Genomic DNA, 22597 nt, shown 5'->3' with positions numbered 1-22597 from the left:
TGCCTCAACTGCTAATCATTAACATTTCAAATATTTCAGCTCCCTCCCGGCTTGTCCGGGTTTTTTAATGCTGTTGACAGCAATGGATAGGCTCGGAAGTCCCTGAAATGACTACCTGGCTTAGTTAAACTGGATTAGTTAAACTGCCTTAGTTCAACGGAACAGCGGTCAATTTGGGTCAAATGTGGAATACTAAGAACAGCAAACCAGCACTTGACAAATCCCAGGAGGTTATATAATGAACGTTTTTGGTATGGGTTTACCGGAAATGGTGTTGATTATGGTCATTGCCCTATTAGTATTTGGCCCTAAGAAGTTGCCAGAAATTGGTCGTAGTTTGGGTAAAGCCATTAGAGGCTTTCAAGATGCTTCCAAGGAGTTTGAAAATCAGTTTAAGCTAGAGGCACAACAAATAGAGCAAGGGCTGAACACCCCTACCCCAAGTGAATCTGAGAAAATTACCACCAAAGAAGTTGCTACAGCAGAAGTGGCTACAGCAGAATCAAACAATCATGCTACGACGTCTTCTCAACAAAGCTAATCCCAGGGAAGTCGAGCCACTTCAGCAAGAGGCTAGACCAAAGCAGGCATGATGACTAGTACTGCTGCGCGGAATTAAAAATTATGGTATTAACAATTCTTGCATGCTTATTACATAAGCGTTTTGCTATTTTTGAATCGTATCTTTATTTCCGCCGTGCTGTGCTAGACGACTCTTGAACTCTAGTCCGGTAGCTCAGTAGTCGATTGCCTTGGCAACCATTGACGCTCCACGAGCAAGGGGTTTGAGTAGTCGTGGAGTGTCAACAATGAGTTAGCTACTGGATTTACCATTTTTCTCATTCTTCTTACTAGAAGGTGCCTCAAACTTGTAGCCAACACCGCGAACTGTCTGAATTAAGGAAGGGTCACTGGAATTTACCTCAATTTTCCGGCGAATTTGACCGATATGGACATCAACTACTCGCTGATCTCCCACATAATCGTACTCCCAGACTTCCTGGATTAACTCAGAACGGCGCAAGACTCGACCTGGATGACAGGCCAGAAAATGGAGTAGATCAAATTCCAGAGCAGTTAGAGGGATAAGTATTTCGTTGATAGTTACCTCCCTGCGCCCTGGATCGATGACTAAATGGTCGAAGACGAGGCGTTCTGCTTCAGTAGCAGTAACAGCCCGCTTCCGTTTCAAAATTGCTCTAACTCGATTTTCCAGCTCTTGTAAATCAAAGGGCTTGGTGATGTAGTCATCAGCACCTTGTTGAAATCCTTGATTTTTGTCAGCAGCATCTGACCGACTGGTGAGCAAGAGGACAAAGACATCAGTGCGGCTCTGCATTTGCTGACACAGGTTGTAGCCAAGGGCGTCAGGCAAATTCACATCTAGAATGACTAAATCTGGATTAAATTGCTCAAATGTGGCAAGAGCCGTCTTACCATCTTGAGCAGCCTGCATTTGAAAATTCTTTTGACTTAAGAAGCGTAGAATTAAATTTCGGATTGCCGGATCATCATCTACGACAAGAATCTTGGCGGCGGTCATAACTTTCCACGGAAAACGGGATCACAAATTTAAGACGCAGAGTGTTTTGACACCAACGGTGCTGTTGGGCATTGTAGACAATTATCCTCAGATTATTAGGCAATGCCAATAGTTGGTAAATCGCATAGGCAGATCAGTTATTTTCAAAATTCCCCCACAGTAGGACTTCCCGAACCAAGGGAAAAAGTCTTTTTTTCTTGTTCTAAAGAGCAAAAAACCCATAGCCTTGATGGGTCTATATGGATTTACTAACGGTTCTAACATCATTCAGGAATTCTCCGGTGATTTGGGAACAAAACAGAGATGCACCGGCATTGTGTTGACTTCACTTCGGGACTGCTGCTTGAAGATCAAGCTACACTAGCACCCAGGGGCATTGGCACCACCCTCAACCAAAACGACTCTGTGACCAGTGGTTAGCCAGAGCAAGGTTGAGAGTTTCTCGTGCCTAACCTTAACATATACATAACTAGTTTAAAGTTGCTGTCATACTAGTGAAAAGAAGGGATGTGAAAACAAGGGATGTCTCGGAGGTCTTGAATGAGTGATAACAATCCCTATGATCAGCTTGGGGTTACGGAAGAAGCGTCCTTTGATGAAATTCAGGATGCCAAAGGTCGCCTGATGCAAAAGCATCGTGGTAACCAAAAGCTTTTAGATACCGTAGAGGCGGCCTACGATGCCATTATTATGGATCGACTTAGGATGCGCCAGGAAGGAAAGATTAAAGTTCCTGATCGCATTCGTTTCCCGGAGAAGGCTTCTCAAGCTCCACCGAGTTTTCCCCAAACACCAGTTAATAACTCTCCTGAGTGGCTGAAACGGTTGTGGGATACTCCGACAAGAGAAGACATCATCTGGCCGAGTGCAGTGTTCTTAATCTTAAGCAGTGCTACTGTCCTTTACACCTCATCATCCGCAAACTCGATTTTGCCGTTGGTGATGGCTATAGGCTTCGGATTCACGATCTATTTCCTAAATCGGAAAGAACAACAATTTGGTCGTGCGGTGTTGCTAACCCTGGCAGGTCTGTTTTTAGGTGTGGGATTGGGGAGTTTGCTGGGGAGTTCTCTGGAAAGCCAATTCACCAACCTAGACTTGACAACAGAAAAACTGGCTACATTGGTGACATTTGTATTGCTATGGCTGATTAGTTGCTTCTTACGTTGAACATGGGGATGGGGGATTGGGGATCAGGATGTGCCTCCAAAAGCACGTTCCTTGTCTAGCTAGGGTGCTTTTCCCCTTGATGTGATATCTCCCAAACTTCTCTACCCTTGCTTGGGTTTGCCCGGTGGAAACCACGCCAGTCGCTCATGGGGAGCGACTGCATCATGGCCATGAAAAGCAATTTTTATGAAAATTGCTTTTTTAAATAACCACAAACCTTGTAAGCCAAGACTTTAGCGCGATTTTTGTATAAAAATTATTATTTTATAAAAAATTATTTATCATAGCCACAGGCTAGAGAGCCAGTTTTTTTAACTCTGTTAAGAAACTTAAAGTTGCTCAAACCCTTTTTGTGGCGTTGCGTCAGTCTTTGAATGAATAGGAGTAGATTGGGCATCCTGCCCGCCCCAAAAGCTCGCCGAACAGGCAAGATGCCTATTCCACAAAACTCTTAAAATCATTCCATTATTAAGCAACGCCCTTTTTGTTCCCTAATCCGAAGTTCCCTTGTCTGCACAGCAAGTTAGTGATATAATACCCTAAATTTCGATAAAATTTAACCACGATAGCCATTTTTTTGACATAAAAAATGACTTGAACTTTAACAGTTCATTTCATCCTACCCTGACCGAGGGTCAGGCGTAGGGCTAATCTAGCCGGATCAGCTAAAATCGCAAATTATACGGCTTGTAGCAGTGCTGTGTCTAGAACTAAATCTACCGCTTCAGTGAGATTATTGACGATAAAATCTGGTTCGTAGAGATTGAGCTGAGTGCGATCGCGTATTCCAGATAAAACTCCAATTGCTTTAATACCGTGGGTTTTGGCAGCCACTATATCCGCTTCTGTATCGCCAATCATCCAGACATCCGAGGCAGGTGGGAGTTCTTTGAGGGCTTTTGCCATTAGCAAAGGTTTATCCTTAGTGTCACCGGTCTTCACATAGTCGTTACTCAGGCAATACCGTCGGTTACGGGGAAAAAATTTCTCCAGGTCTAAGCGAGTGAATGCTTCATCAAGCTCTCGCACCCGACGCATGGTCATGACGACTAAATCGACTCCTGCTTGTTGTAATTTTTCCAGGGCATCTATAGCTCCGGGAACCGGTTGATCATGAACCAAGTAGGGCAGAGTGTGTACAGTTTGACGGCGCAGCTGAGCAAATGCTTCAGCTTGGCTGGGATCGAGACCTGAACGAATACCAATAATTATCTCGGGAACACGCCCCCTCTTACACTGCCAAAACTCCGCTTTGGACATGGGCAGGATGGGCTGGTTAGGCCGTTGGATTTCTTTGAGACAAAACTGGTAAACCCGATAGTAACGTTCCGAGACATTCATGATCGGACCGTCAAAATCTGTAAATACTCTAATCATTATCTAACAAAATGTAATATTTATTTACATTATTATCTCATACCGTGAGTATTTATCACTAAAATTACGAATCTGTAACATTGTCAATCTCTCAGGACTTACTCATTAGTCATGACATGGGTAGGTTTTTTAAATTTGGGTCGGGAGTGGGGAGTGGGGAGTAGGGAGTAGGGAGTAGGGAGTAGGGAGTAGGGAGTAGGGAGTAGGGAGTAGGGAGTAGGGAGTAGGGAGTCGTCAGAGTCGGGAAATGGGGAGATGGGGAGATGGGGAGATGGGGAAATGGGGAAATGGGGAGATCGGGAGATCGGGAAATGGGGAGATGGTGAGATGGGGAGATCGGGAAATGGGGAAATGGGGAGATGGTGAGAATTCTCTGTCTGTTGCACCTTATGCAGTCACGAATCGGGGAAACGCCCTCAGCTGGGCGCACCCGTCCTTTAAATTCTTGTAGATTTGGATATCTATTTATTGGAGTTTTTAAGCAATGAAAGTACGTACTCCCCCCAAAGTTAAAAACCTACCCGGGCATCAGGCGTGGAACGGGCATCTTGCTGTGGAACGGGCATCTTGCTGTGGAACGGGCATCTTGCTGTGGAACGGGCATCTTGCCCGTTATCAATATTTTCGGGCAGGCAGGATGCCCACCCCACTCATTCATATTGATCCGAAGATTCAGCAATGCCGGATTTTTTACCGATTCCCAACTCCCGATTCCCGACTCCCGATTCCCGACTCCCGATTCCCGATTCCCTATTCCCGATTCCTAACTCCCTATTCCCTATTGCCTGACAACTGCCGCGAAGTCTACTGTTCAATAACTAGTGCATTCAACCCGTCTAACCGTAAAGCAACTTGATAAGCCTTACCAACCTTCTTCAGTTTAAATGCTCCTAAGGATTGCAAAAATTTGGGGAATGTACCTTTTAAATTTAAGTCTCTCATCAACTGAGTAATTGGTCGAGAGTATTGTTTTTTAAATTCAGTAGCTATATGAGCGATCGGAACATAAGGATCTTTATAGTTTGTCTTCAAATCCTTGAGGAGTTTAACTAGTATCTCTTCTAAATCTGATTTAGATTCAATTTTAGATAAAGGCTTAACAGTAGGTTTTAACTGAATAGTCTTCAAAGACGAGGTCTTTTTAATGAAAGAAATTGGCTTTTCAAATAGAGTTATATAAAAATTTGAAGTCCCCGGTATGTGATGAGTCACAAAATCCTTGGGGTAATCACTAAAAATATCGGTTGTTAGTTTTCCAGGCAAGCGCAGGGACACCACTTGATTGAGGGTAAGCTGATACTTAGACTCAAATAGATAAGATAGTCTAGACAGGTTTATCCAAGCATTGGAAGTGCGTTTTTGTTCAGCTTTGAGGATGTCTTTGAGCTGATTAATAAATTCCTCAAGGGTGGGAATTTCTGGTACAGAAACCAGAGAATGGGCTTGAGTTTCACGAGTCTTGTTATTTAAAACAATTATCTTATCATTTTGCTTACGCACTAAATAGACTGTTAGTCCATGGGTTTGTAGGGTGGTGCAAAGATGAGTCATCACCCCATCAGAGGAACAGACTAAGACTTCCTTGGCGGTTGGATAATGGACAAAGATAGAAGCGCCAACGCTAGCCATCTTGAAATCAGCGCTGTCCTTTCCTGGTGGAACGTGAATTAGCTCATAGCCACGAGTATGCAGTTCAGTGTCATACTTACCCATAGCACGCCAATTGGCAACAGCAATCTTGATTTGGATCGGGTAGGAAGAAATTTGAGCTAGGAACTTTTCGGTTTCAGTATTGAGCCGTAAATTTTCGGCATCTAGGAGTAAGATGGCAATTCCTGTCTCTAGCTTTGGCAAAGGGGAAACCGATGTTAGGGTTTTATTATTAGTAGAGACAGCTAAGTTATGGGAATTATTGGTTGGCTTGGGTCGGATAGAGTGACGAAGTTTTTGGGTCAGTTCCCTAAAGATGGGGGTCTTGAAATAACCAGGAATAAACAGAACTTGCAGTAATTTCCTGACTTTGATCATTCGTCGGGGCCAATCTTGCTCTTGGCTGAGTTCTGATTTCAACTTGGCCAGGAAAGCAGATTGATGACGGGGTTTATCCCAAGAGATTTTTCGGTATTTTTCCTTGAGTAATTCGGACTGCTGCTGCTGAACCTCAAGGATGGCTTGGTAGAGGTAAAGGCTAATTTCGTTGATCGCGGCAGAGTCATTCACGAATGGTTTCTGGTAGATTGGGTGAGTAATTTTGAACAGAATACAAAAGCAGATCTATGAACCCAGTATATGTGAAATAGCAAAGGGAACAGGGAGTAGGGAGTCGGGAGTAGGGAGTCGGGAGTAGGGAGTCGGGAGTGGGGAATATCGCATCAAAAATTATCACAATTCATTGTCTTGATGCAGTCGCTCATGGGGGAAACCCCCAAGACCGCGCTGCATCGCTTAGGTACCCTAAATATTTGGAAAAACGCGAGTTCCATAAAACTCAGGTGCTGGTAGATTGAAGGAGCTTCCAGCCAGAAGCCAGGAGTCGGTTAGGGTTAAATTTGTTATTATAGCGCTTTCCAGCGTAATCAGGTATACATAATTTTTCCCCGACTCCCGATTCCCGATTCCCGATTCCCGATTCCCTGTTCCCTGTTCCCTGTTCCCCTTAACCCAAGACTAAAGTCCCTCCGCCAATTGTGAACTGGTATAGTAAGAAAGACTCAGCTTTACAAATTGTAATCATGGCCAGAGACCTAAGGGGATTTATCCAAGAGCTAGAAGAGAAGGGACAATTGCGGCGGATTAAGGCTTTAGTTGACCCAGATTTGGAAATTGCTGAGATATCAAACCGGATGCTACAAGCGGGTGGACCTGGCTTGCTGTTTGAGAATGTAAAAGGGTCATCGTTTCCGGTTGCGATTAATTTAATGGGAACAGAAGAACGGGTTTGCTGGGCGATGAACCGGTCAAGCCCGGAAGATTTGGAAACTCTGGGCAAGAAGCTGGGGATGCTGCAACAACCAAAGCCACCTAAGAAAATTTCCCAGGCGGTGGAATTTGGCAAAATTTTGTTTGATGTGGTGAAAGCTAAACCAGGGCGAGACTTTTTCCCTCCTTGTCACCAGGTGGTGGTGCAGGACAATGATTTGGATTTGAATACATTACCCCTGATTCGCCCTTATCCCGGTGATGCTGGCAAGATTATTACCTTAGGATTGGTGATTACGAAAGATTGTGAGACTGGTATTCCTAATGTGGGGGTTTATCGGCTACAACTGCAGTCTAAGACTACGATGACTGTGCATTGGCTCTCGGTCAGGGGTGGAGCACGACATTTGCGCAAGGCGGTGGAGAGAGGACAGAAATTAGAAATTGCGATCGCACTCGGTGTTGACCCCCTGATTATTCTGGCCGCTGCTACTCCGATACCGGTTGACCTGTCGGAATGGCTCTTTGCTGGACTCTATGGTGGGTCTGGGGTTAACCTAGCCAAATGTAAAACCTTAGATTTAGAAGTGCCAGCGGATTCGGAGTTTGTCCTGGAAGGCACGATTACTCCAGGGGAAATGTTGCCAGATGGTCCGTTTGGTGACCACATGGGGTATTACGGTGGAGTGGAGGATTCCCCCTTGATTCGCTTCCACTGTATGACTCACCGCAAGGATCCGATTTATTTAACTACCTTTAGTGGGCGTCCACCCAAAGAAGAAGCGATGATGGCGATCGCACTCAATCGGATTTATACCCCGATCCTGCGGCAACAAGTCTCAGAAATTGTGGATTTCTTCTTGCCCATGGAAGCTCTGAGTTATAAAGCCGCAATTATTTCCATTAAGAAAGCCTATCCAGGACAAGCGCGACGGGCTGCTTTGGCGTTCTGGAGTGCTTTGCCTCAATTTACCTATACCAAGTTTGTGATTGTGGTGGATGAGACTATTAATATTCGCGACCCCCGTCAAGTGGTGTGGGCGATTAGTTCTAAAGTTGACCCGGTGCGGGATGTCTTTATTTTGCCCAATACTCCCTTTGATAGTTTGGATTTTGCTAGTGAAAAGATTGGTTTAGGGGGACGGATGGGTATTGATGCTACTACTAAGATTCCACCGGAAACGGAACATGAATGGGGCGCAACGTTGGAGTCAGATGGGGATGTAGCAGCGATGGTAGATAGACGTTGGGCTGAGTATGGGTTAGGAGATTTGGATTTGAAGGATGTTGATCCAAATTTGTTTGGGTATGATATGTAATTTATAGGTCAGCGGTCAGTGGTCAGCGGTCAGTGGTCAGCTAACCCATTAAGTATAGGTAGTTTACCCAGAAAGTTTTAACTCACCACTAATCAGACCAGGTAAAATACCAGGTCAAAATCTGGATTAGCTCACCCTCTACGGTTAAGGGGATCACGGGAGCAGGGAATAATGGGAGCAATGGGTAAGTCCTGTATATAATAGCCTATGGTGTTGATATGCCATCTAACTATCCTGGTTATTGTATCGGAGCTGGGGAGGGAGCGATCGCCTTTGGCGATCGCTGAAAGTGGCTGTCCAAGGCCAGATCGCCCCCAGAATTCTTATACATAACCACTTAACGAGAGGATGAACTTAGCTGGCTGGTTTCCTCAGTTTCTTCTTCTTCGGTATTGTCATTTCCTGCACTACTTTCTCTTGTGTCTATTTCAGTTGTTACCGTGATTCCCTCGACGCTGATCTCTACCTTGCTATTATATTTACCTGTGAACTTAGATTTGCCAATCATGTGAGGTCCTAGGTTGAATATTATAGATACAGATATCAGCAGGAAGGCAATTTCCCAGATGGGAAATTGCCTTAGTACTGGGGACTCATCGTTTTGAACAGTTGTTGGGGTTGTGACTACAGTAGTTTTGTCTCTATTCTGTTCCGTATTCTTCTGTGCCTTAAAAGTGCTAGTCAATTGCTTTAGTAAGTTGGTCATGGTTTTGTCCTGATGCTTGATTGCTTATAACACCATCCTAGATTTTGCAGATGGGTGTATCAAGCACAGTAAAGGAAAGATAAAAGAAAGATAATAAGTGTCTTTTTCTAACTTCTTGAGTGACAGTTTCGGATCAATAAGTGTCCTTTTCTGTCTTTCTCAACAAAGACAATCACACGGATTGATTATCTATGAGTCAAAAGCGCAATCCTCGTAGCATTAGTGTCACTGCTGAAGGAATAAGGCGTCTTAACCAAGCTAGAGCCAGTGAAAGAGATGACGAAGGTAAGCCCCTAACTTATGAGCGCCTTGCACCAAAACCAAAGCTGAGCGGTAAAATAGTTCAGCAGGAGTAAAGCCAAGATAGATAAGTGTCCTTTTCTAACCTCTTGAGTGATAGTTTTGGACTGATTAACTGACTTTACTCCTAAAACCCTTGATTTTACCTAGAGCGGTGGATCGGTAGCGAGGGTGCATCTCAGTTTTGTAAATTTTGCTAGTGCTGCTTTAGGGACGGGCTCGCCCTCATTTTTTCGGTAGCCAGTGTTAGGACAGTCCGTCCGGAAATGAAACGGGCAAGATGCCCGTTCCACCCGTGATGCCTGTTCCATGCCTGATGCCTGTTCCATGCCTGATGCCCGTTCCACCCATCGGGTCAAACAGCTTTAATGAGATGCACCCGGTAGTGAAACCCAACCAAACCATTGCCAGCGTTGGATTTCCCTATGTTCCACCCAACCTACTAAGCCAGAAAAGTCAGTCAAGCAGCAGTTTGAGATCAATAAGTGTCCTTTTCTGTCCTTCTGAACAATGACAATCACACGGATTTGTTATCTATGAGTAAACAGCGCAAGCCCCGTGGCGTTAGTGCCAGTCCTGAAGGACTAAAGCGTCTTAACCAAGCTAGAGCCAGTCAAAGAGATGACGAAGGTAATCCCCTAACTTATGAGGGCCTTGCAGTAAAAGCCAAGATGACCGATAGAACAGTTAAGCGCTTCTTCAGAGGAATAGCTGTGGATCGGAATAATGCGTACGCAATTATCGAAGCTTTAGGTCTAAGACCAGAAGATGTACTATCTCCAGAAGAATCCTTGGTATCAGAATCTATAGAACAAATCCAAGCCAAGGATACGGGAGACTCGGAGCGTGCGGGGGAGTTAATTAAGGGACTAGAGACAGCACTAAGTGAGTTTAAAAAAAGTGAGGAGGCTAGCCTTCAAGCTATGGAATGGCTCAAGGCTAACCGAAAAGCTTTAGCCCAAGAAGCTGCCGAAGCAGCTTTAAGGAAGCATTATGACCAGAAGCCAAACAATATAGATACAGATTACTCAGGGGATATTGAGGTATTTTCTCAAGAAATCAGAAAATACTTGAAGTTGATTTATTCCTGTTTAAAAGTAGGAAGTTGGGAGCTTATGGATAGAGCAATACAGGAATCTTTGATTCCTGTGAATAGGGATTTACAGCTTTATGTCGATGCACTAGATTTTATTAAAAACCAAAAGGTTAGTCTAAGTTTTGCTCCCGAACAAGGTAACGAACTAACCCTTTGCTTGGACTATCTCATCAAGATAATTCCTATAAGATTCTAAGCCTAGTTTTGAGTTAACGCTTCTAGAAAAAGTGTTATATTTTTCCAGAAATGCTTACCAGTCGTCATCCTCATCCTCTAGCCATTGAAGCATTTCTGTAATTTGTGCTTCCTTTCCTTGCTCAATTTGCTCGATTAGCAATTCTAAAATTTCGGCATATTCTGGAAAAATTTCAATAAGTTGATATAAGCAATCAATGAATTGGTCTTGACGAAGGTATGGCATCTTTAGTTTATGCTTTTTATAAGTTTGCTATAGCTAAGGTAGCTTGAACTAAACTAGAAAATCCAGGACAGTTAGGGACAGATAACTAAGTGTCCTTTTCTGTCCTTTTATAGTTAATTAACCCTGGTTTGCCTGCCCGAAGGCATAATCAAGACCAGGTACATGATAAATTATCCAGAAGTGATTTCTGGTTTTCCATATCCTATAAATTTTTTCTGGATTAAAATCAGATATCCGGAGATAGCTAAAGTTTTTTTGTAGAAACCCTAACTGTAGCCAATATCTTCAGTAACCCAGTGGTAAATGCTCATCATTTACATTACTTTTGACGAAAATAATCACAAATAAGTTCCACAATTTTACCTGGAATCTATCCCTTAAAAACCCCAAATTATACACAGCCCTCCCCTTAACCTACTCCTAGAGAGGTTGTCAAAGATTTTTCCAAAAAAAAACGTCAGGTATTGACCACAACGATACCATGACACTGGAAACACCCGCTGCAACTAAGGAATGAGATAAACCAATAATGCTCTCACTCTTGATGTGACGTAGCACTAAATAAAAAAATCATTGATTAATCGTTGATACCACTTATTTTTTACTATACTAGTAAGAGGAAATTTAAGCGGTTATTAAGGAGAGATTTCACGCCGAATAAATCCGCCACAATTCGATGAGTCAACTCAAAAACACTTAGGTGATCGGAAACAGAAGCCAGGCTCAAAGCAATCAGGAAGCCAAAGGGTCAAAGACGCTACAACCTTCAATAAATCTAGGAGGCAGCAGGAAAATCCCGACCAATTGTCACTGTTTGCTATGCGCGGGTCTCAACTTATTCCCAGCGCGATGATTTTGAAAGACAAACTGAACTACTACGTTCAAGATTCCCAGAAGCAGAACACATATCAGAAATTGGCTCCAGACTCAATTTTAGGAGGGGACAATTCCTCGCCATTCTGGACAGATTTCTCCGAGGCGATCTCCAATGCCTTGTGGTTGCCCACCCAGACCGATTGCTCAGATTTGCCATCGAACTGGTTAGATGGCTGTGTGAAAAAAATCAGTGCCAACTCATGGTTTGGGGTGAGTGCAAGCTCAGCAAGGAGCAAGAATTGGTCGAAGATATGCTGTCCATCCTCCATTGCTTCAGTTATAGGCTTTACGGATTGGGAAAATACCAAAAGAAATTCCGGGAAGCGTTACAAGCAGACAAAAAGGCACAGCCACTCCCGAAAATCCACCAAACTAGCACCAAACAGTGTTAGGAAAATCAGGCTGTATCCAACTGTTGAACTGCACAAGGTTTGGAAGCAATGGCTGGCAGCCTACCGGCAAGTTTTTAACTGGGCACTGGAGCAGTTAAAAAACGGGTTTAATCTCAAAGATGACCTGCAAAAAGCCTACCGAAGCAGTTTGGCAATACCAGATTGGGTTAGGGAGTTACCTGGGCATCAAGCTCAAGAAGCTTGCGATGAGGCGATAGACGCCTACAGGCAAGGGAAAGCTAATGGCGGTCAAGCCAAGTTCAAGTCTTGCCAAAGTAAATCTCAAACCATTCAGTTCAAGGTAGGGAATTTCAACAACGGTACTTGGTATCCCAAGAAAACTAAGGGTTTGACCTTTAAAGCATCCAAACCTTTGCCTAGTCAATCCGAGTATGGTACTGAATTAGTTTACCAGCGGGGGAAGTGGTATGGCTGTTTCCCCGTTCATGTGGAAACCGAACCTACCAAACAAGAAAGGGTAATTGCTCTCGACCCTGGAAACCGTGCTTTCTTGACGGGCTACGATGGTGAGAATGTCTTGGAGATTGGTAAGGGCGACATTGGGCGTATCAACCGACTATGCTCACACCTTGACCAACTCCTTTCTCGTGCTACCAAGTCTCCTTTCAAGCGGCAACGGCACAAAATGCGGAAAGCTGCCGACCGGATCAGGGAAAAGATTCAGTGCTTGGTCAAAGATTTGCACTCCAAGGTCGCATCATTCCTGATTGGCAAATACAAGTTAATCTTCCTGCCAACGTTTGCTACCAGTAAAATGGTACTCAAGTCATCGAGGAAGATTAACCGGAAAACTGTTAGGAATATGTTGAGTTGGAGTCATTACAAGTTTGCCCAGCATTTAACTCAGATGGCAGCTAGGAAGAATGTACTGGTGGTGCGGTGCAACGAATCCTACACCAGCAAAACTTGTACCAACTGTGGTCATCGGCACAACAAGCTAGGTGGCTCGAAAATTTTTCGATGTCCTGAATGTAAGATGGAATTGCCGAGGGACATCGGTGGCGGCCGAAACATCATGATTCGGTCTTTGCAGGCAGCTGCCTTCACCAGCAATGGTGATGCCATACTTGTTCAAGATGCTTGAAAAAAGCCTTTTGAGCTGGTTAAATGCTGCACTACCCAAAGGCTATTCCTGGTCATCCTGGTACTGATCCTGAAAATCCTCTTCAGTTAGTTCAAGCACTAACAGCCTCGGGTCAACCCCGGATGGATGTAAGCTTCCAGAAAATACCGCAAAAACTTGGGTGATACTGGGTCTGGCACTTTCTCGGCCATCACAATCACCTGGGGCAAATACAAATCCTGCTGTGCTGCCAACTGGTAGGCTAAGCCGAGACCATCACAGGAATTAAAAATAGCTAACTGCAATCCTCGTGCGTTCGCGTAGCGTGGCCTACGGCCAATCGCTTTCTTCAAGGCAAACCGCAGATCATCGATAGTCAACCGTTCGGTCTGATTGAGTTGAATTTCCCCCCGCTGCCCCTCTTGGGAAGTGCCACTGTGACCAGCAAAAAACAGAATATCCCACCCCTGCTCCCATAACTGCTGATTCAATTCAGATGCCTGGGGTTCCTGCCGCCAGGTAATTTGTGCCCCCGCCTTTCCCGCCAACTCCTCCAACGCCTGCTGATCAGCTTGCTGGTTAAGATTGGCACCCTGACCCAAAATTGCCAGAATTTTCACCTTGCCCTTGGGAGTAGGCTGCCGGTTAAGGGGGTTGGGACAATCGTATTCAATGGCACTCAGGGCAACGTCCGCCTGGGCTTCCGCCAGTAAATCCCAGCGGTGCCAGGGAAACCGACGCAGCCAGGGATTATTGGTCTGTAACAGAAGTTGAAATTTTTTCCCCGAGCGCAATAACTTATCCCGAATCGAGCGAAACTCTAGGTCAGTATTAAGCCAGTGATTAAGACTCCCTTCCAACACCTCAGCTGCTCGCCGACAAGCCGCAAAGGCTTCACCCCGCTGGGATGAATTGGTCACCTGTTCGGGATTGGCACTCAGAGCACGAAATAGCATTTCCAAACTCAGATACCGTTGCTGCCAATGGCGATAACAGTTGAGTAAGTCTCGATTCCCCGACAACCGCCCTTTAATCCGAGTTTGGGACGGAGAATGGAGATCCCCTTGCCGAATTTCCAGGGTGGCATCAAACCCCTGCTCAATTTCTCCGTCTAATATTAACGTTAACAGCCTCTTCATTGATCTATGTTTGACAATTTTAATAAGCAGTCAGCTATCAGCTATCAGCTATCAGCTTTCAGTTATCAGCTTTCAGCTATCAGCTATCAGCTATCAGCTATCAGCTATCAGTTATCAGCTTTCAGCTATCAGAGGTTGTCTGAGAAGTCCCATTTGCTACATCCAAGCCCCCGTTGGTCCCCCAATTTTGATACTGCTGGCGAATTTAACATTTAGTAATATCAGCCTGAAGACAGCAGTCTTTATAGCCCCCCAACCCCCAATTCTGGGGGAGCATGAACTTAAAGTTACCCATCTGCTACTCTTGTGTAAACAAATATTAATTTCGCCAACGGTATCAATTTTGGGGGACTTTTAGAAGCAAATTGACTCTTGTTCCCCCCAAGCGAGCAATCCCTCGCTTGGGTGGCTAGGGGGGCAAAATTCAGTATCAAAAAACTTTTCAGATATCCTCTCAGTTATCTTTGAATAAAACCGGTAAGCATTGGTTTAATATCTGTTACGTCAGCTGACGGCTGACGGCTGACCACTGACCGCTGACCACTGACCGCTGACGGCTGACCACTGACCGCTGACCACTGACCGCTGACCACTGACCGCTGACCGCTGACCACTGACCACTGACCGCTGACCGCTGACCGCTGACCGCTGACCGCTGACCGCTGACCACTGACCGCTTTAGCTCAAACCTGAAACCTTTCCGTTACACTAGCTTCACCTAAAGATACCTGAATTCCAAAGTTATCTCCCCGTTGGGCATTAAACTGATATTGGATGAATTCATCATCACTTCTGGCCGTTACTTCGGTAAAAACCTCTCCAGTTGCAGTTAGTACCGATAGTTTCAAATTCGGAGGCAAGGTTAGTGCTTCACCGTTGGGATAAACTTGGGCTCGAACGCTGGCAGTTTCCTTGTCAATTTTTCCGACAGTAATAATTAAAACGACAGGATTACCCGCTAATTCTAGCCCTAAATCAAATAAATCAATTGGTTTAGCTCGTTGTTGCTGGTATTCGGTATTTCTAAATGCTGGTCTCAGTTGTGGAGACAGCAAATCGTTAACCGATTGCCAACCTAATTCAAAATTACCCTTCAACCATTCCAGTAATTTTACGACATTTGATTCCAGCTCTGGTAATTGCTCTGGTAATTGGTTAATTAACTGCTCAAGAGACTGGATTTTACTAATCTCCAAGCTTCCTTCCACTGCAGTTTTGGCAAATCCTAGTAGTTTAGCTTGATTACTTGGTTGATTAATTTCTACCACCACATAACCAACTCGGTCTTGCCGACTTTCTGGTGGTATGTGACAAACTAGGTCACCAGGTAAAACAGGACGACATTCCAATTTACCCCAATCTTTAACCATTAAGTCGGATACATTCATCAGCGATCGCAGGGCTGGATTGCTGCTATCACTTGCTGGTAAATCGGTTTCTACTTCCATACACTGTAAGTAGAAGTTTACTGCATAAACTGCTAATGTATTTAGGTAAACGTCTTGAGCTTTGCCCGGTTACTGCTGTTCCCGACTAAAGGTTTCTGCTAGTTGATAGGTACCTCGGGTAATAGGCACAGAAAATGCTAATTTTTCCGTTAAGTTATTCATTGTTACTCTCTCGATACATTGAATCTTGTTTGTCAGTTATTCCTGTAAGTATTCCTTAAACGTGTCAGCAAAATACTTGCAAGAGCGCCAGTAGAAACTTTGCACCGTTGACCATTGCTTTGGCTTTAACCCAACTGCTACAGCAGTCTGTTACCAACTATTCTGGTCAAGGTATAAAAGAGCTATAGTTCTGAAGTTGGCCTGAGGATGTCCCCTAACGTGTTTGCTGGCAAACAGCCCATCAGAGTCTTCTTCAATACACTGACGTATAAGCTGTGAAGGTAACGGAGTGTCTTCTGGTTGGGCAACGGTATCTAAATAGGTCATACCTGATTGATTGACTTTACCCCCATCGGAAGAGTTTATTGGTGCATCTAGTGAGTACACCCGTCCCTGTTTGGTATGTCGTTTCCTCGCATCAATCAACCGCCACTTAAGAACACTATTAATCCAGTTAATCACCGGACCTCTCGGTTCATAAGTGTCAATTTTTTTGAACACATACAACCAAGTCTCTTGAAGTGCTTCATCGTAAACCTCTTGAGGAGTGTCATATCTCCTGCGAGATAATCTGCCGGATCCTTGAATCATTTGAATTAGCCGAGTCAGGGCTAGACGACGGTCACGGCTTTTTGGGGAATGCTTTCGAGCTTCTATAGCTAGCTGTTGCAGTCGTTCGCCCAGTTCGTCCATGGGTTAACTCCATTTCAATCCATCTCCTGGATGCACCTTAGTTCCTACATAACTAACGGTGGCCAACCCCGGATTCTATGCAAAGTCGGAAAAAATTTTTGAAATGGGCTCTCTAGCTCGATTTGGCATGGAATGGCTATTTGGAGAGGGTTAACAAAAACAGATGAGGCTGTTGTTTTTTCTCCCTGCCCATGTATAATCCTAAAATCATCAAGCGTTGGCTGGTCGGACTTATTGCTATTCCTTTAATTTGGTCAGCCTACTGCGAGTATCAAGGTAAACCCTTCACCAAAACCAGTGATGTGATCAATACCCTGGTGCAAGTCACACCTAGTTTAAGCCTTGGTAATTCCCGGTAAATCTGGGGATTGCCGACTAGGTTGCAGACTCAGGATTTACTTCCTACGTTGTTTTGGTGACGATACCTAGGGGTGAACTCCAGCTTCTAGCTCTATCGCTAGCCATTAAGACAAAGGCAAACGTGTGGTTAGCCCAACAAGCCATTACAACATTGTCAAGGAACACATTACCAACTCAGAGGCATTAACCATGCAAAATTACGTATTTGTCATAGATACAAACTTTCAACCATTAAACCCAATTCCACCAAAAAAAGCACGAAGGTTACTAGACAAAGGTAAAGCGGCGGTTTTAAGAATGTATCCTTTTACAATTATCTTGAAAACTTCTGTCATGAATCCAACTATATCGCCATGTCAACTAAAAATTGACCCTGGCAGCAAGGTAACTGGATTTGCTCTAGTACAAAATAACCAAGTTATCTGGGGAATGGAATTAGAGCACAGAGGAGGATTGATCAAGAAAAAACTAGAGTCTAGAAGAGCTGTAAGACGCGGAAGGCGTAACCGTCACACTCGCTACAGAAAGCCAAGATTCCTTAACCGTAAACGTCCAGAGGGATGGCTTCCACCTAGCTTAGAACACAGGATTTTGACGATTCAGACTTGGGTGAAACGATTAATCAAGTTTTGCCCGATTAAAGAGATTTGGGTCGAAAGAGTTAAGTTTGATACTCAGAAAATGGAAAACCCGGAAATCAACGGCGTTCAGTACCAACAAGGGGAACGACGCGGATATGAAGTCAGGGAGTATTTACTGGAGAAATGGGGGAGGGAATGCACTTACTGCGGTAAGCAATCGGTCCCATTGCAAATTGAACACATTCACCCAAAGTCACTTGGTGGAAGTAATCGGGTTAGCAATCTTTGTCTAGCATGTGAAAAATGTAACCAACGCAAAGGAAATAAACCAATAGAAGAATTTTTGAAGAAAAAACCAAATTTACTTCAAAAAATTAAAAACAAAGCCAAGCAACCGTTGAAAGATGCGGCAGCAGTAAATGTAACTCGGAACAAGTTAGTAAAAGTGCTTCAGAGTATTAAGTCCGTAGTTACTGGAACAGGAGCACAAACTAAATACAACCGGAATAAGTTCGGTTTTCCCAAAGAGCATTGGATTGATGCCGCCTGTGTCGGGGATATTGAGACCTTGGTCTTGAGAACCTCTCAGCCACTGTTGGTCAATTGCAAGGGACACGGAGGCAGGCAAAAAGCAGCACTGAACAAGTACGGTTACCCGATTAGGCACAACCCATTAAAACCAATCAAAGGTTGGTGCAGTGGAGATATAGCCAAAAACCTTCTGACTGGGGAGTTTGGAAGAGTTAACCCTAGAAGTAAAAGCAACTCATTCAATTACACAATCCCAGGGGAGAAGGCAATAAGCTTACACGTTAAGAATTTGGTCAGGGTTCACAAGAAAGATGGCTACACTTACGGCTTTTGCCAGTAAATACCAGGAATTACCATAAAATAGTCATCCTATGACAAACAGTATTACTGGATGCCCTTCTCAAGCAAGAAGACTCAGATAACAACTAATTGTAGGCTTTTGGCTAGTTTTGAATGCGATCGCTAAACTGGCATCTTGGGTAGAACTGGCATCTTGGGTAGAACTGGCATCTTGCCAGTTTCATGTATTTCATCTTGGTAGAACTGGCATCTTGCCAGTGTCAATGTGCGTAGAACTGGCATCTTGCCAGTTTCATTTCTTTGCTTGTGTAGAACTGGCATCTTGGTAGAACTGGCATCTTGCCAGTGTTTCATTAGAGTCAACTAACTATAAATGACCAGTTGTGTAATCGGAATAGATGGCGGTGCCACTAAAACCCTTTGTGTAGTCCTCAACCACCAAGGTCAAGTCCTAGGTCGAGGAGAAGCCGACGCCTCCAATTATCACACCGTTGGTATCAAAACCGCTTTCGCCTCTATAGAATCAGCCATTCGCCTAGCCACCCAACAAGCTTCCGCTAAACTATCCATAGAATCCGTCACAGTGGAAGCGATTTGTTTGGGATTAGCCGGTGTTGGTCGTCCACGAGATAGAGAAGTGGTGCAAGGCTTCGTCGAACAGTTGTTGTCAAGTCAGACAATTCCCGTCACTTGGGCATTACTCCCCTCTAATGTTGTCATTTGTGATGATGCTTTGATTGCCTTAGTGGGGGGAGTCGGTAAGCCTGTGGGAGTTGTTGCGATCGCAGGCACCGGCTCAATCGTTTTTGGACGCAATGCCCAAGGAAATACCAAGCGAGTTGGTGGTTGGGGGCATATCCTAGGAGATGTTGGCAGTGCCTATCACATTGCCATCTCTGGATTACGAGCCGCTATCAACGCCTATGATGGCTGCGCCGTAACTAGTCTAACAACAACTAGTCTTCAGGAGCGCTTCACCACCCATTTTAACTTATCAAACTTTAATTATATCACAGATATCATTTATCAGCCAGGGTGGGGAGTCAAAGAAATTGCATCCTTAGCACCAATTGTGGATCAAGCAGCCGCTGAAGGGGATCAGGTAGCCATTAGCATTATCGAAGATACGGTTAATCAACTAGCAAGAGCTACCCAAGTTGTAATTGAAAGCGTCTTTACCCCTGACTCAGAATGTGAGGTAGTAACCACCGGAAGTGTATGGCATGGTCTTTCCTCAATCCGTCAGCAATTTGAATCATCCCTAGGAATGCTTTGCCCTAATGCTAACGTGATTTGGCCTCGCCATGAGCCTGCTTATGGAGCCGGTTTGTTAGGATTGCTGAGTCTAGGCAATAGGCAAGAGTAACCCACCCCACGGTCGAAGTGGGGTGTGGCCTTATTTAATTAATTGGGCAAATTTTGCATAAACTCATCTAGGGAGTTAACGGTTAATGCTGTTGCCATCAACTCTTCTAATTGTTCAAGAGTTAAGGATTGAATTCTGACGGATATCTCTGAAGGAATCTCCGAAAATCGCAGTTTAAGGATGCGCTCTAAACCGCCTCGACGTTCTTCTTGGATCCCTTGTTCAATCCCTTGAGCAACCCCTTGTTGGATGCCTTGTTCAATGCCTTGAGCCACACCCTCTTGTAAAATCTCTTGATACCAGGGTGATTCTCGTAATACTGTCATATCCCACCTCATGATTTGTTGAATTAAAGGTATCTCTAACACGAAGCTAGCGAAAAAAGCTAACAATGGCTCTAGTTGATTCAAGGTTTGATCCGCTCGTAGCGCCTGCACCGCTGAGCGCAATTTCGATTCACTACCACCTCCAAATAAGATCGGGACAAATGGAAATAGGGGAGGCAAAGGTTGTTCTAATACTAATTCCGCCTCTACTTCCCACAGATTAATTACCCGATAATCGCCCAGGAGCTTTTAATCCCATGAATTCCCTGTCGTAGCAATTTTCAATAGTAACCGTGGTTGGAGGTGGCAAGATGTTAATTAATACTGGATAAGCGGATAGGTTGTATTTCTCCTCAGCTAAGGCCACATAATTGCGCATTCGCTGAGGCATCTTCTGGTCATAGCGTAGTTGTAATTCATTGAGAATCAGAAATTCTTTATGTTGAGGACTAGACGCTTTAACAATTACATCGCTTTCGCGACTAATCCATTGAAACTCAGCATCCAGCAACTGAGATGCCCGCACTTGGGAATTACCGGTTACCCATTGCACCCAAGCATTAGGAGCGAGACTGATTAGGCGTTTGCTACCAATATCTGCACGTTTTGTCATACAATTGATCCAATTAAGACTAATTATTGACTTACGCCCACCCCACGGTCGAAGTGGGGTGTGGCCTTATTTAATTAATTAGGCAAATTTTGACTAAACTCATCTAGGGAGTTAACGGTTAATGCTGTGGCCATCAACTCTTCTAATTGTTCAAGAGTTAAGGCTTGAATTCTGACGGATATCTCTGAAGGAATCTCCGAAAATCGCAGTTTAAGGATGCGCTCTAAACTGCCTCGACGTTCTTGTTGGATGCCTTGTTCAATCCCTTGAGCAACCCCTTGTTGGATGCCTTGTTCAATGCCTTGTTCAATGCCTTGTTCAATCCCTTGTTCAATGCCTTGTTCAATCCCTTGTTGGATGCCTTGAGCAACACCCTCTTGTAAAATCTCTTGATACCAGGGTGATTCTCGTAATACTGTCATATCCCACCTCATGATTTGTTGAATTAAAGGTATCTCTAGCACAAAGCTAGCAAAGAAAGCTAACAACGGTTCTAGTTGATTTAAGGTTTGATCCGCTCGTAAAGCCTGGACCGCTGACCGCAATTTCGATTCACTACCACCTCCAAATAAGATCGGGACAAATGGAAATAGAGGAGGTAAAGGTTGTTCTAATACTAATTCCGCCTCTACTTCCCACAGATTAATTACCCGATAATCTTGACGCGCCTTTAATCCCATGAATTCCCTGTCGTAGCAGTCAACAATTGTTACTGTGGCTGGGGGCGGCAAGATGTTAATTAATACCGGATAAGCGGATAGGTTGTATTTATCCTCAGCTAAAGCCACATAATTGCGCATTCGCTGAGGCATGTTCTGGTCATACCGTAGTTGTAATTCATTGAGAATCAGAAATTCGTTATGTTCCGGACTAGACGCTTTAACAATTACATCGCTTTCGCGACTAATCCATTGAAACTCAGCATCCAGTAACTGAGATGCCCGCACTTGGGGATTACCGGTTACCCATTGCACCCAAGCATTAGGAGCTAGACTGATTAGGCGTTTGCTGCCAATGTCTTGATGCAGTCGCTCATGGGGGAAACCCCCAAGACCGCGCTGCATCGCTATCTACAGGTTTTGCCATACAATACAATTGACCGAATCAAGATGAATTATTGACTTACACACACCCCACTTTGCAGGGCTGTTTATGGGGTTCAACTAAAATTTGATTAGTGAAGAGCCGGGCTTTTCAGACTTCTTAAACTTCCTGCTTCTTAAGATTCTTCGACTATAGACTCGCCGTCTATAGTCTCCCCAAGATCGAAGATAATTATAAATTTTTCATCAGGCATCAGTCGTTTAAGAGCCTGCAAGTGCCCCTCGGCATCAGAGCGGTTCCGAAAACGACGAACAACCATCCGCTGCATGTTCGGCAATAGACGAATGAGCGCCCATGGATATAGGCGTTGAGAGTACGACATAAAATATTAGGTATCTCCTTAACTGGGGCTCTAGAGCCAGCCTGAGCTGGGAGAAACTGTAGGCTGGCTCTTACCGTGGAACGTTTTAGCGCCCACGGTAATTTTATTATAACACAAATAATCTTATATTATAACATATTTTGAAAACTTTTGTAACAAATTTTTTCGGGAGTCGGGAGTCGGGAATCGGGAATCGGGAATCGGGAGTCGGGAATCGGGAATCGGGAATCGGGACTCACTCGTGATCAGAATTGCTATCGGTAGTGGGATTAATACAAAAGGGAACAGGGAGGGAGTAGTGGAGTGGGGAAAAATCCTGTGTTCTCAAGCATTAATTAAGTAATACACTTATAGCTATGTGCGATGGGAGCTTGGAGCCGCTGCGCGTTCGCGTAGCGTGGCCTACGGCCAATTGACCTTGGCCGGGCACGCTAGGCGAACGATCATGC

At 44.4% G+C, this 22597-nt stretch carries 28 protein-coding genes and 2 pseudogenes; 12 read left to right on the top strand and 18 right to left on the bottom strand.

Annotation, left to right across the window (positions count from 1 at the left end):
- Window positions 1–238: 238 nt before the first annotated feature.
- Window positions 239–541 (top strand): TatA/E family twin arginine-targeting protein translocase, encoded by a 303-nt coding sequence (locus F6J90_RS31675; RefSeq protein ID WP_293103015.1) that lies wholly within the window; start codon window positions 239–241, stop codon window positions 539–541.
- Between the two features lie 273 nt (window positions 542–814).
- Here F6J90_RS31675 and F6J90_RS31670 read toward each other — a convergent pair whose 3' ends face one another.
- A complete protein-coding gene (locus tag F6J90_RS31670) occupies window positions 815–1543 on the bottom strand; it encodes a response regulator transcription factor (RefSeq protein ID WP_071104210.1) in 729 nt (242 codons plus the stop codon).
- A 540-nt stretch (window positions 1544–2083) separates the two neighbouring features.
- On the opposite strand from F6J90_RS31670, the gene F6J90_RS31665 reads away from it, so the two are divergent.
- Window positions 2084–2713, top strand: a complete 630-nt coding sequence (locus tag F6J90_RS31665) for a CPP1-like family protein (protein WP_293103012.1) — start codon at window positions 2084–2086, stop codon at window positions 2711–2713.
- A gap of 678 nt (window positions 2714–3391) precedes the next feature.
- Here F6J90_RS31665 and F6J90_RS31660 read toward each other — a convergent pair.
- Both F6J90_RS31660 and F6J90_RS31655 read right to left on the bottom strand, forming a co-directional pair.
- On the bottom strand, window positions 3392–4090 hold the full coding sequence (locus F6J90_RS31660) for an HAD family hydrolase (protein ID WP_293103009.1): 699 nt from the start codon (window positions 4088–4090) through the stop codon (window positions 3392–3394).
- A 98-nt stretch (window positions 4091–4188) separates the two neighbouring features.
- Window positions 4189–4476 carry a hypothetical protein gene (locus F6J90_RS31655; RefSeq protein WP_293103007.1) on the bottom strand — a complete coding sequence of 96 codons (288 nt, stop codon included), beginning with the start codon at window positions 4474–4476 and terminating at the stop codon, window positions 4189–4191.
- Between the two features lie 98 nt (window positions 4477–4574).
- Here F6J90_RS31655 and F6J90_RS31650 point away from each other — a divergent pair, with 98 nt between their 5' ends.
- Entirely contained in the window at window positions 4575–4946 is a 372-nt protein-coding gene (locus F6J90_RS31650; protein ID WP_293103004.1) for a hypothetical protein, read from the top strand.
- Here F6J90_RS31650 and F6J90_RS31645 read toward each other — a convergent pair.
- Window positions 4895–6310, bottom strand: a complete 1416-nt coding sequence (locus F6J90_RS31645) for an NYN domain-containing protein (protein ID WP_293103001.1) — start codon at window positions 6308–6310, stop codon at window positions 4895–4897. The genes F6J90_RS31650 and F6J90_RS31645 overlap by 52 nt on opposite strands.
- Window positions 6303–6476 (bottom strand): hypothetical protein, encoded by a 174-nt coding sequence (locus tag F6J90_RS31640; protein WP_293102999.1) that lies wholly within the window; start codon window positions 6474–6476, stop codon window positions 6303–6305. Before F6J90_RS31640 ends, F6J90_RS31645 begins: the two co-directional genes overlap by 8 nt.
- Window positions 6477–6822: 346 nt before the next feature.
- Between F6J90_RS31640 and F6J90_RS31635 the strand changes: the two genes are divergently transcribed.
- Complete coding sequence (locus F6J90_RS31635) at window positions 6823–8328, top strand: UbiD family decarboxylase (RefSeq protein ID WP_293102996.1); 1506 nt, start codon at window positions 6823–6825, stop codon at window positions 8326–8328.
- Window positions 8329–8665: 337 nt separating this feature from the next.
- Here F6J90_RS31635 and F6J90_RS31630 read toward each other — a convergent pair whose 3' ends face one another.
- On the bottom strand, window positions 8666–9034 hold the full coding sequence (locus tag F6J90_RS31630) for a hypothetical protein (RefSeq protein WP_293102993.1): 369 nt from the start codon (window positions 9032–9034) through the stop codon (window positions 8666–8668).
- A 191-nt stretch (window positions 9035–9225) separates the two neighbouring features.
- On the opposite strand from F6J90_RS31630, the gene F6J90_RS31625 reads away from it, so the two are divergent.
- Window positions 9226–9390, top strand: a complete 165-nt coding sequence (locus F6J90_RS31625; protein WP_293102991.1) for a hypothetical protein — start codon at window positions 9226–9228, stop codon at window positions 9388–9390.
- 90 nt (window positions 9391–9480) lie between these two features.
- Here the strand turns inward: F6J90_RS31625 and F6J90_RS31620 are convergent, their stop codons facing one another.
- The gene (locus F6J90_RS31620; protein WP_293102988.1) at window positions 9481–9693 is read right to left on the bottom strand and encodes a hypothetical protein; all 213 of its coding nucleotides are present in this window, start codon (window positions 9691–9693) and stop codon (window positions 9481–9483) included.
- A 126-nt stretch (window positions 9694–9819) separates the two neighbouring features.
- On the opposite strand from F6J90_RS31620, the gene F6J90_RS31615 reads away from it, so the two are divergent.
- Window positions 9820–10626: a hypothetical protein gene (locus F6J90_RS31615; RefSeq protein ID WP_293102985.1), complete on the top strand. Its 807-nt coding sequence runs from the start codon at window positions 9820–9822 to the stop codon at window positions 10624–10626.
- Window positions 10627–10680: 54 nt separating this feature from the next.
- Here the strand turns inward: F6J90_RS31615 and F6J90_RS31610 are convergent, their stop codons facing one another.
- Together F6J90_RS31610 and F6J90_RS31605 are read right to left on the bottom strand one after the other, a co-directional pair.
- Window positions 10681–10851 carry a hypothetical protein gene (locus F6J90_RS31610; protein ID WP_293102983.1) on the bottom strand — a complete coding sequence of 57 codons (171 nt, stop codon included), beginning with the start codon at window positions 10849–10851 and terminating at the stop codon, window positions 10681–10683.
- A 432-nt stretch (window positions 10852–11283) separates the two neighbouring features.
- Window positions 11284–11409, bottom strand: a complete 126-nt coding sequence (locus tag F6J90_RS31605; RefSeq protein ID WP_293102980.1) for a CHAT domain-containing protein — start codon at window positions 11407–11409, stop codon at window positions 11284–11286.
- 245 nt (window positions 11410–11654) lie between these two features.
- On the opposite strand from F6J90_RS31605, the gene F6J90_RS31600 reads away from it, so the two are divergent.
- Both F6J90_RS31600 and F6J90_RS31595 read left to right on the top strand, forming a co-directional pair.
- Window positions 11655–12119: an IS607 family transposase gene (locus F6J90_RS31600; protein ID WP_293103299.1), complete on the top strand. Its 465-nt coding sequence runs from the start codon at window positions 11655–11657 to the stop codon at window positions 12117–12119.
- Window positions 12007–13224, top strand: coding sequence for a transposase (locus tag F6J90_RS31595; RefSeq protein WP_293103296.1), 1218 nt, complete (start codon window positions 12007–12009; stop codon window positions 13222–13224). The genes F6J90_RS31600 and F6J90_RS31595 overlap by 113 nt, the downstream gene beginning before the upstream one ends.
- Window positions 13225–13322: 98 nt before the next feature.
- Here F6J90_RS31595 and F6J90_RS31590 read toward each other — a convergent pair whose 3' ends face one another.
- From F6J90_RS31590 to F6J90_RS31575, 5 genes and pseudogenes are all read right to left on the bottom strand, one after another.
- Window positions 13323–14342 carry a CHAT domain-containing protein gene (locus tag F6J90_RS31590; protein WP_293102977.1) on the bottom strand — a complete coding sequence of 340 codons (1020 nt, stop codon included), beginning with the start codon at window positions 14340–14342 and terminating at the stop codon, window positions 13323–13325.
- A 504-nt stretch (window positions 14343–14846) separates the two neighbouring features.
- Window positions 14847–14963, bottom strand: coding sequence for a hypothetical protein (locus F6J90_RS43845; protein WP_366513941.1), 117 nt, complete (start codon window positions 14961–14963; stop codon window positions 14847–14849).
- Window positions 14935–15012: pseudogene (locus F6J90_RS43840) on the bottom strand (hypothetical protein); the annotation flags it as partial. The pseudogene F6J90_RS43840 and the gene F6J90_RS43845, both read right to left, overlap by 29 nt.
- Window positions 15013–15025: 13 nt before the next feature.
- A pseudogene (locus F6J90_RS31580) lies at window positions 15026–15799 on the bottom strand (DUF1822 family protein); the annotation flags it as partial.
- Window positions 15800–16102: 303 nt separating this feature from the next.
- Window positions 16103–16645, bottom strand: coding sequence for a hypothetical protein (locus F6J90_RS31575; protein ID WP_293102971.1), 543 nt, complete (start codon window positions 16643–16645; stop codon window positions 16103–16105).
- Between the two features lie 191 nt (window positions 16646–16836).
- On the opposite strand from F6J90_RS31575, the gene F6J90_RS31570 reads away from it, so the two are divergent.
- The 4 genes from F6J90_RS31570 (at window position 16837) to F6J90_RS31555 (ending at window position 19783) form a co-directional block, all read left to right on the top strand.
- Window positions 16837–17004 carry a hypothetical protein gene (locus F6J90_RS31570; protein ID WP_293102968.1) on the top strand — a complete coding sequence of 56 codons (168 nt, stop codon included), beginning with the start codon at window positions 16837–16839 and terminating at the stop codon, window positions 17002–17004.
- 190 nt (window positions 17005–17194) lie between these two features.
- The gene (gene iscB / locus F6J90_RS31565) at window positions 17195–18457 is read left to right on the top strand and encodes an RNA-guided endonuclease IscB (protein ID WP_293102965.1); all 1263 of its coding nucleotides are present in this window, start codon (window positions 17195–17197) and stop codon (window positions 18455–18457) included.
- Between the two features lie 109 nt (window positions 18458–18566).
- A complete protein-coding gene (locus F6J90_RS31560) occupies window positions 18567–18746 on the top strand; it encodes a hypothetical protein (RefSeq protein ID WP_293102963.1) in 180 nt (59 codons plus the stop codon).
- Window positions 18747–18790: 44 nt separating this feature from the next.
- Window positions 18791–19783: a BadF/BadG/BcrA/BcrD ATPase family protein gene (locus F6J90_RS31555; RefSeq protein WP_293102960.1), complete on the top strand. Its 993-nt coding sequence runs from the start codon at window positions 18791–18793 to the stop codon at window positions 19781–19783.
- A 38-nt stretch (window positions 19784–19821) separates the two neighbouring features.
- Here F6J90_RS31555 and F6J90_RS31550 read toward each other — a convergent pair whose 3' ends face one another.
- The 4 genes from F6J90_RS31550 to F6J90_RS31535 all read right to left on the bottom strand — a co-directional run bounded on the left by F6J90_RS31550 (window position 19822) and on the right by F6J90_RS31535 (window position 22148).
- Window positions 19822–20289 (bottom strand): DUF4351 domain-containing protein, encoded by a 468-nt coding sequence (locus F6J90_RS31550; RefSeq protein WP_293102958.1) that lies wholly within the window; start codon window positions 20287–20289, stop codon window positions 19822–19824.
- A gap of 40 nt (window positions 20290–20329) precedes the next feature.
- Entirely contained in the window at window positions 20330–20722 is a 393-nt protein-coding gene (locus tag F6J90_RS31545) for a hypothetical protein (RefSeq protein ID WP_293102955.1), read from the bottom strand.
- Window positions 20723–20796: 74 nt separating this feature from the next.
- Window positions 20797–21786, bottom strand: a complete 990-nt coding sequence (locus tag F6J90_RS31540; protein ID WP_293102952.1) for a DUF4351 domain-containing protein — start codon at window positions 21784–21786, stop codon at window positions 20797–20799.
- A 155-nt stretch (window positions 21787–21941) separates the two neighbouring features.
- Window positions 21942–22148 carry a hypothetical protein gene (locus F6J90_RS31535; RefSeq protein ID WP_293102950.1) on the bottom strand — a complete coding sequence of 69 codons (207 nt, stop codon included), beginning with the start codon at window positions 22146–22148 and terminating at the stop codon, window positions 21942–21944.
- Window positions 22149–22597 lie beyond the last annotated feature (449 nt).

The organism is Moorena sp. SIOASIH (assembly GCF_010671925.1).
GTDB lineage: Bacteria > Cyanobacteriota > Cyanobacteriia > Cyanobacteriales > Coleofasciculaceae > Moorena.
Note: the sequence above shows the minus strand (reverse complement) of the source record. Positions and strands in the feature narration are given on the sequence as shown.